Origin of the sequence: Robinsoniella sp. RHS (genome assembly GCF_001029355.1) — a bacterium.
GTDB classification, from domain to species: Bacteria; Bacillota; Clostridia; order Lachnospirales; family Lachnospiraceae; genus Robinsoniella; species Robinsoniella peoriensis.
On sequence record NZ_JNGB01000209.1, the window covers coordinates 1 to 8,524 of the forward strand.

Below are 8,524 nucleotides of genomic sequence, written 5' to 3' on the forward strand. Positions count from 1 at the left end.
CGCCGTAATGAAAAAGTTTACAAAAGGCATTCTTTTACAGGAAGAGGATGAAATGAAAAATGCTATTGCTTTATGCCAGAAGATTCAGTTAAAAGCAAAAGATATCAGCGCGCCACCCTCCTCTTTATCCGGCGGTAATCAGCAAAAAGTAGTATTTGCAAAGTTACTGAGCTGTGATTTAAAGGTTCTGATCTTAGATGAGCCCACAAAGGGCATTGACGTGGGCGCTAAATATTCTATATATGAAATTATGAATGAGCTTGCAGCAAATGGATATGCCATTATCATGGTTTCTTCCGAAATGCCGGAAGTACTTGGAATGGCAGACCGTATTGTAGTTATGAAGTCCGGACGTGTCACCGGTCAGTTTGAGTCTGGCGGAACTACTCAGGAAATGATTCTGGAAGCTTCTTTAAAAAACAAAGACGGAAAGGAGGAGTAAGAGATGAAGTCGGATAAAAATACATTTATGGAAAAAATTACAGGCAACAGAAACTTTGGACTTTTGGTTGGATTTGCTGTACTGCTGGCCGCAGCTGCTTTTATCACACCTTCCATGTACTCCTTAACTTCAATACTGAACATGCTGCGAAACAATGCCGTATATGCACTTCTTGCAGTAGGGATGATGATGGTTATCATCACAGGAGGGATTGACTTATCTGTAGCATCTACGTTAAGTTTAGCCGGAGTTATCTGCTCCTCTCTGATGAACAGCTATCAGAATATCCCGGGAATCGTCTGGGTTATTCTGGGTATTGCAGTCGGTATTTTATGTGGTGCTTTTAATGGATTTATCGTAGGTTATTTAAAAATGGTCCCCATGATTGCAACGCTAGGTACCATGTATATTTTCCGCGGACTGGCATTTCTCTGCAGCGGAGGCAACTGGTGGTTTCCTCACCAGTTTACAGATAATTACGTTACCTTTGCTTCCGGTCAGTTCCTTGGTATCTATAATATTTTATGGTTTGTAATCGTAATCTTTGTACTTGCCGGTATTTTTCTTGGCTATACCTCTTACGGCAGACGTATTTATGCCATTGGTACAAACCGCGAATCAGCTAAAGTTGCCGGTATCAAAGAAGCCAGGGTTACCTTTATGGCATTTACAATCTGTGGTGCACTTGCCGGACTGTCCGGAATGCTTTACACCGCAAATTACTCAATCTGCTATTATGGCATGGGTGAGGGTTATGAAATGCAGGCCATTGCCATTTGTATTCTGGGCGGTGTCAGCATCACCGGCGGAAGAGGTAAGATAGACGGTGTAATTATAGGATTTTTGATGATGAGCGTAATAACCTATTTCATCAGTTTACTCCCGGGACTTAGTGTGTGGCAAGATGCCATCCAGGGTGCAATCATAATTATTGCTGTAGCAATTAATTTATTTACACTGCGCTCCTCTGAAAAAAGAGTTTTAAAGGAAAGGGGTGCTTTGATATAATGAGCGGCGAACTTAAGACACCTGCCAGAGATCTGGCGGTGAAAGAAAAATTTAAATTATCCCGGTTTTTGGTTAAGTGGGAAATGATACTTGTCTATATTTTACTAGCAATTAATCTGGTGCTAATGGCTACCAGACCCGGACTTTACTTTTCCGCCGGTACCATTCAGTCCATTATTCAATCCGGTATGGATCTGTCCCCGCTTGTATTGGGTATGATCTTCGTACTTATGCTTGGAGACATTGATGTATCCGTTGCAGCAATCATGATTGTTGCTTCTATGGTTACCGGTTTAAGCATGGATGCCGGTATCCCAATGATCTTAAGTGTATTATTTGGAATTGCTGCCGGAGGTGTATGTGGTGCATTTAACGGATTTTTGATTGCTTACATAAAAATGCCTGCAGTTATTGTTACCATTTCTACCTCCATGCTGTTTCGCGGAATTGTAAAAATTATTCTGGATGTAAACGTTTTAAAGCATTTCCCAAAATTTTATACGGATATCGCATGGCTGAATATTGCTGGGATACCGGTTGCGTTATTACTGTTTTTACTGATGGCTGCAATTTTTGTACTGTTTCTTCACCGTTCATACTTTGGGCGAAAGTTATACATTATCGGCAATAATGCTACGGTAGCCACCTATTCCGGTATTAGTGTAGAGCATACCAAAATGGTTATTTTTGTTTTAATGGGAGTTATGGCAGGAATTGCTTCCATATTTTTTGTGGGTCGTATGGGCGGCGGTGTAAGTTCCACCATGGGCACCGGTTATGAGTTAGATGCTATTGCAATTTGTGTACTTGGCGGTGTCTCTACGAACGGAGGAAAAGGCAAAGTATATGGACCTGTGATAGGTACGCTTATTATGGCTTTTCTCATTTATACACTGGGATTAATGGGTGTGGATGCCAACTCCCGCAAAATATTAACCGGTTTTATATTAATTATTGCCGTACTGATCCCTAACGTTAACAAACAGCTGATCGAAAACATCAAGCTAATGATACTTTATTCAAATAACAAAAATATTGAGGCAGTAAACTTAAAAGCGCAGGAAGAAGTGAAGACCATGAAAACATTAATTGCGCAGATTAAGAAGGAAGAAAAATTAAGTGAACCGGAAAAAGAGGCAAAAATAAAAAAATATGAAGAAAAGATTGTAACTGTCCAGACAAAATGTAAAGAAACATCGGCATCCCTGAAATCAGAACTAAAAGAAGAAACAAAAAAGGCGAAGCAGCGCTTTTCCTGATGCAGAGAAAAAACTCTTGTGTTATAAACAATAGCAAGACCATCTGTCCTGATATTGCTTATATATAGTCAATAACCCAACACGAGGGGCAGAAGCTGACCCTTGCGGCAGTGCAGCCGCCAAATGAAACCATAAGCGCGGCCGTTTAGAGAACTGCCCGGGAAAATAAAATGAAAATGGAGGATAACAACATGAAAAAGGTAAGAAGATTTTTAGCACTTGGACTTTGCGTATCAATGGTATTAGGATCATTAGCAGGATGTAGTTCAACAAAACCAACAGCAAGCGGGTCTGAGGCAGGCGGAACAGCAGAAACACAGGCAGCAAAAGCAGATGGCAATACTTCCGGAGGCTCCTCCGATTCTCTGGAAGGTTCACATGTATTCATGTTCAAAAGCACCGGAAACTCTTTTGGTGATCTGATGTTCGAAGGATTTGATGAGTATATGAAGGGTGAGGGACAGAATGCTGTTTATAAAAGCCCCGCCGAAACAACGGTAGCCGCACAGGTTCAGCTGCTGGATGAATTAATTACACAAAAAGTTGCTTCTATTACCATCTCCACAAATGGCGATACCGGATATGACGAAGTATTTAAAAAGGCAAAAGAAGCAGGAATTCCAATTACCTCCATTGATTCCGAAGCAAATCCGGAATACCGCGTTACCCACATTAACCAGGCTGAAGTTCAGGATATTGGATCTAACCTGGTACAGGCGGGCGTATTAATTACGCTTGGAGTTGACTATCCGGAAGACGGTGACATGAAGGCTGCAGTTACAAAAGCGCTTAGTGACTACTCCCAGGATGAAATAAAACTTGGTGTACTTTCCGCATCCATTGACACTCCGGTACAGAACAGCTGGATTGCCGCCATGGAAAAAGAATTGGCTGATCCGGTATATGCCGGAAAAGTAAGTCCGGACTTAGACAAAAAATACGGAAATGATGACCTGACTGAATCCACAACCCAGGCACAGGCATTTATTGCAGAAAATAAAGTAGACTGCATTATCTCCCCAACAACCGTAGGTATCGCAGCAGCGGGACAATCTTTAAAATCTGCAAACAGTAAAATTAAACTAACCGGTCTTGGACTTCCATCCGAAATGCAGTCTTTCATGCCTGCCAAGGCTGATGAAGATGCTTTCGCATATGTCTGCCCTTATATGATGCTCTGGGATGTAATTCATCTGGGCGCCGTAGCCGCAGCTTCTACATTGGCTTCCCTGGACAAATCTTTTGACGGAAAAGCCGGCTCTTCATTTACCATGAAGGCATTCCGCGACTATCCGGAAGAGAAATACGAAGCTTACCAAAGCGGTGACGGTACAGCCGTACTTGCCGGACAGCCTTATATCTTCTACAAAGAAAATATGGTTGAGTGGATTTCTAAATTATAATACAGCTTACAGCGCCGGAGTTTGGGTTATAGACAAGGATTGGCTGTAAATCTTTATAGGATTATTCAGTTACCCAAAATTATAGCCATGCGCCCCAGTATTTGCAGACGCATGGCTATTTAATTGACTTATTTAACTGACTTATTTGATTGACTTTTCCATTTGCAACGCCATCTTTTAATCTAAATGAAACACCGTCTTCAAATCAACAGATACCGGACTGTTATCCGGATTTGTCTCCATAATATCCGCCATAAAATCCCACCATTTGCGGTTGATTGCAGTATCTGCCCCTTTTGCCCAGAGTTCTTCATCCTCAATTTCAATATATCCGAATAAAGTCAGGGTCTCCTTGTCCAGGAAGATTGTATAGTTTTTGCCGCCGTACTGATGAATCATATCTATCATCTCAGGCCAAAGCTGATTGTGGCGGATTTCGTATTCTTCTTCCTTTCCTTCATACAACTTCATTTTAAATCCTTTTACCATTTGTGTTACCTCCTGTTTTTAATTTATTGTATCATACAAATATCAGATTGAAACTATAATATTTAAAAGTCCTCCACCTGTATGGGGTACAGGCAGAAGACTTTTTTATAAGGAAAATATGATATGAAAAAGTTTATTATTGGCAGTTGTTACGTAATTTTAGTATACGGATTTCCAGTCATTGATGTTTGATGGATCAAATTTGAAAGGAGGTCCAACGATGATTTCTGTTCCGCCATCATCTGCTGCTGTGATTTCGTATTCGCCCATGTCGCCAGCTGTAAATTTCTCACCAGCTGCGCCTGTGATTTCACCGGATACTAATGCCATTGATGTATAAGCAGATAAACGTCCTACATCAATTGGATTCCATAAGTACATGTAAGGGCAGGAATGTGTATCGTCATCACCGATATAATCAGCCATTTCAGAAGGAAGTCCAAGTCCTGTTAATTTAACTTTGCCTGCTACGCCCTGATCCTGAATAACTTTAGCTGCTGCCATGATACCTACAGTTGTAGGAGCGCAGATAACTTTAAGGTCTGGGTAGTTCTGTAATAAAGCCTGTGTCTGGTCAACAGATTTCTGGTATTCATCATCGCCATATGCAACTTCTACTAATTCAAGTTTGGAGTATTTTTCATCTTCCATAACTTTTTTCATAGACTCAATCCAAGCGTTCTGGTTTGTAGCCTGGCTTGTTGCGGAAAGAATTGCCCACTGTCCTTCTCCACCGGAGATATCAAGTACTGCATCCATTAATGTCTGTCCGATCTGGTCAACACCAGCCTGGTTAACAAATGTTTTACGGCTGTCCGGATTTACGTTAGCATCTAAGGAAGATACCTGGATGCCTTTGTCCATAGCTGCTTTTAATGCTGGCTGAAGAGCATCAAAATCATTTCCTGCTATTGCAATAGACTGAACACCCTGAGCAACTAATTCGTTGATCATTGTGATCTGAGCTTCTGCTGTAGCACTTTCCGGATGTTTTACTACGCATTTTCCACCTACTGCATCAATTACTTCCTGGAATCCGGTAGCTTCTTTTTCATTGTAAGGATTTCCTGCTGCTTTTGTAACAATTGCATAAGTATTTCCACTTACATCAGCATTTCCTTCTGTTTTGGCAGCTTCTGTTTCTCCACCTGCAGCTTCTGTTGTTGCTACTTCAGATTTTGCTGCTTCTGTGTCGCCGCCTGCTTCTGTTGCTGCTTCTGTTTTCGCTGCCTCTGTTTTAGCTGCTTCTGTTGTCTTTGTTTCACTGCTTCCGCAGCCTGCCATCATTGTAGCAACCATGGACATACATAATAATGCACTAATTACTTTTTTCTTCATTCTTTATTTCCTCCCTTGGAATAAATAGTTTTATACATAACACCCTTTGGTGTAAGTACCGTTAATAGATTTTTAGTTTGCTGCTTCTTTTTTCTTTAAAAGTTTTCCAATATTTATATTTGGAATCATAACTGCTACTACCAGTAATGCTCCAATGATAACTAACATTACCTGAGATGGTACATTAATCAATCCTAATCCATATCTTAAGAAACCAATGATAAAAATCGCAATAACTGTTCCCGGAAAATTACCTTTACCGCCTGCGGTTGAGATACCTCCCAATACTACCATGGAGATCGCTTCCAGTTCATACCCCGCCGCTATATTGGAACGGGTACTTCCCATCCGGGCTGCCAGGAAAACTGCTGTTACTGCTGAAAATGTACCTGCGATCGTATATACGATCAAGCGAAGTTTCTGTACGTGGATACCTGCATATTCAGCTGCCAGACGGTTACTTCCGATTGCATAAATTCTTCTTCCGAAAGTGGTTTTATGTAATACCAGTCCAAAAGCTACTGCACAGATTACAAATACGATAAACATGTAAGGTACCGGTCCGATGGATCCCCAGTATAAATTACTGAACCATTCAACGCTAGTCAATCCTCCGGCTGCCTGGTCTCCTAAGAGAATTTCAGCAATACCTCTGAATAATATCTGAGTTCCTAATGTTACAATCATAGGTGCTAATTCTGTAAACTTCGTAAGAATCAGACCGTTTAAAAAACCACATGCAGTTCCAACCAATAAACAGATAATGATTGCAAGCCCCATTGGGACTCCTGCGTTATATGCCAGTGACATTAAAACCGCTGATAATGCTACAATAGAACCAACTGAGATGTCGATTTCACCCAGTACCAGGATATAAGCCATTGGCAAAGCAATGAATGCTTTTTCCAGGAAAGATGAGGTGGCCGTAAATAATCCTGATACACTTAAATAGTTGGGTGAAATGAAGGAGTTCATAACATTAACGGCAATAAACAAAATTATTAAAAATGTTTCCCATTTCAGAAGGGTCTGTTTCCATGATGATTTCTTTTCTGCTGATATTGTTCTTCCAGATTTTGTTGCCATGATTACATCTCCCTTCCTTTCAGATTATTCTTATCCATAACTCTCTGAGCCATAACATTCAGGATAACAGCAACTAATATAATAACACCTTTTATTGCGCTCTGCCAGAATTGGGATACTCCAATTAATGGAAGCGCTTTTCCTATAATAGCAATTGTAAGTGATCCTAAGAATACTCCGACCACGCTTCCGCGGCCTCCGGTTAAACTTACACCTCCAATTACACAGGCTGCGATAACATCCATTTCAATTCCGGTAGCCATATCTCCCTGAGCTGATGCATATACTGATACCCACATTGCACCTGCCAGACCACAAATGGCTCCCATCAGGGAATAAACTAATAACTTAATGTTGTCGATTCTAATACCTGAAATCTCTGCTGCTTCCGGATTACTACCAATTGCGTAGATCTTCCTTCCTGTTCTGGTCCATTTCATGACGATGAAGAAAATAATATAACAGATAATCATAATGGTAACCAGATTATTAACTAATCCAAATGTCAAATAATTGCTCTGAGCAAATGCCTTAAATTTCTCCGGTACCTGATATGCAGCTACCCATTGGCTGTTTGCAATCAGATATGTCAGACCTCTGTAAATATTCATAAAACCAAGTGTTGCAATAATCGGTAATACTTTTCCTTTTGAGATTACCAGACCGATTACAAGTCCGCATACCAATCCGATCAGAATTGACATTACAAAACCTAATAACGTATTTGAAAATACTCCATCTCTCATCATGAGAGCACTTCCCATACCGGATAATGCTATGGTGGATCCGATGGAAATATCAATTCCTCCGATCAGTAACACACACATCATACCAAGTGCAAGAATCATTGTTACGGAATAATTCTTTAACATTTCTACAATAACCGTACCCGTCAGGAAAGAGCTGTTTCGAAATTGTATAAAGATACAAAGTACGATAACTACCAGGAGCAAACTCATTTCACGAGAGCTGGTTAATTTTTTTAGACTGAATTTCTTTTCCATTTTGTTGTTTGCCTCTCCTTTCTAGTTTGCATCGCCGGAAGATTTGGCCATCGCATATTTTAAGATGCCCTCCTGGGTTGCTTCCTCACGGTTTAATTCTCCGGTTACTTTACCCTGACACATAACTACGATTCTATCACTCATACCCAGGATCTCAGGCATTTCAGAAGAAATCATTATTATCGCATAACCCTTCTTTGCCAGATCACCCATGATCTCATAAATTGCTGCTTTGGCTCCAACGTCAACACCCTTTGTCGGCTCATCCAGGATGATTACCTTAAGGTCTGAGGAAAGTAATTTTGCTACAACAACCTTCTGCTGATTTCCGCCGGACAGTGAACTTGCTTTATCAAATATGGTAACAGCCTTTGTATCCACTTCCTCTGCCAGCTTTTTCGCGGCTTCTCTTTCAGCTTTATCGTTGGTAATTCCATTTTTAGAATATTTGCTGAGTTCTGCAAGTGTAATATTTCTTCCGATTCCCCAGTCTAA

At 40.7% G+C, this 8,524-nt stretch carries 9 protein-coding genes; 4 read left to right on the plus strand and 5 right to left on the minus strand.

Annotated features, from left to right (window positions below; all coding sequences use genetic code 11):
* The 4 genes from RHS_RS28515 to RHS_RS28530 all read left to right on the plus strand — a co-directional run.
* Positions 1 to 442: ATP-binding cassette domain-containing protein (locus RHS_RS28515; RefSeq protein ID WP_047835118.1), on the plus strand; the 442-nt coding region annotated here is incomplete at its 5' end.
* A gap of 3 nt (positions 443 to 445) precedes the next feature.
* Positions 446 to 1,450: an ABC transporter permease gene (locus tag RHS_RS28520; protein WP_027295434.1), complete on the plus strand. Its 1,005-nt coding sequence runs from the start codon at positions 446 to 448 to the stop codon at positions 1,448 to 1,450.
* A complete protein-coding gene (locus RHS_RS28525) occupies positions 1,450 to 2,709 on the plus strand; it encodes an ABC transporter permease (RefSeq protein ID WP_047835119.1) in 1,260 nt (419 codons plus the stop codon). Before RHS_RS28520 ends, RHS_RS28525 begins: the two co-directional genes overlap by 1 nt.
* A gap of 191 nt (positions 2,710 to 2,900) precedes the next feature.
* Positions 2,901 to 4,112 (plus strand): substrate-binding domain-containing protein, encoded by a 1,212-nt coding sequence (locus tag RHS_RS28530; RefSeq protein WP_027295432.1) that lies wholly within the window; start codon positions 2,901 to 2,903, stop codon positions 4,110 to 4,112.
* A 177-nt stretch (positions 4,113 to 4,289) separates the two neighbouring features.
* Here the strand turns inward: RHS_RS28530 and rhaM are convergent, their stop codons facing one another.
* From rhaM to RHS_RS28555, 5 genes are all read right to left on the minus strand, one after another.
* Complete coding sequence (gene rhaM / locus RHS_RS28535) at positions 4,290 to 4,601, minus strand: L-rhamnose mutarotase (protein WP_027295431.1); 312 nt, start codon at positions 4,599 to 4,601, stop codon at positions 4,290 to 4,292.
* A 159-nt stretch (positions 4,602 to 4,760) separates the two neighbouring features.
* Entirely contained in the window at positions 4,761 to 5,939 is a 1,179-nt protein-coding gene (locus RHS_RS28540) for a rhamnose ABC transporter substrate-binding protein (protein ID WP_047835120.1), read from the minus strand.
* Between the two features lie 72 nt (positions 5,940 to 6,011).
* Positions 6,012 to 7,025: an ABC transporter permease gene (locus RHS_RS28545; protein ID WP_044289586.1), complete on the minus strand. Its 1,014-nt coding sequence runs from the start codon at positions 7,023 to 7,025 to the stop codon at positions 6,012 to 6,014.
* A gap of 2 nt (positions 7,026 to 7,027) precedes the next feature.
* Entirely contained in the window at positions 7,028 to 8,029 is a 1,002-nt protein-coding gene (locus RHS_RS28550) for an ABC transporter permease (protein WP_027295428.1), read from the minus strand.
* 21 nt (positions 8,030 to 8,050) lie between these two features.
* Positions 8,051 to 8,524: ATP-binding cassette domain-containing protein (locus RHS_RS28555; RefSeq protein WP_047835121.1), on the minus strand; the 474-nt coding region annotated here is incomplete at its 5' end.

Excerpts from the sequence above, each read along its gene's own strand:
- RHS_RS28540 (WP_047835120.1), bottom strand. The coding sequence starts at position 5,939 with ATGAAGAAAAAAGTAATTAGTGCATTATTATGTATGTCCATGGTTGCT.
- RHS_RS28550 (WP_027295428.1), bottom strand. The coding sequence starts at position 8,029 with ATGGAAAAGAAATTCAGTCTAAAAAAATTAACCAGCTCTCGTGAAATG.
- RHS_RS28520 (WP_027295434.1), top strand. The coding sequence starts at position 446 with ATGAAGTCGGATAAAAATACATTTATGGAAAAAATTACAGGCAACAGA.
- RHS_RS28525 (WP_047835119.1), top strand. The coding sequence starts at position 1,450 with ATGAGCGGCGAACTTAAGACACCTGCCAGAGATCTGGCGGTGAAAGAA.
- rhaM (WP_027295431.1), bottom strand. The coding sequence starts at position 4,601 with ATGGTAAAAGGATTTAAAATGAAGTTGTATGAAGGAAAGGAAGAAGAA.
- RHS_RS28545 (WP_044289586.1), bottom strand. The coding sequence starts at position 7,025 with ATGGCAACAAAATCTGGAAGAACAATATCAGCAGAAAAGAAATCATCA.
- RHS_RS28530 (WP_027295432.1), top strand. The coding sequence starts at position 2,901 with ATGAAAAAGGTAAGAAGATTTTTAGCACTTGGACTTTGCGTATCAATG.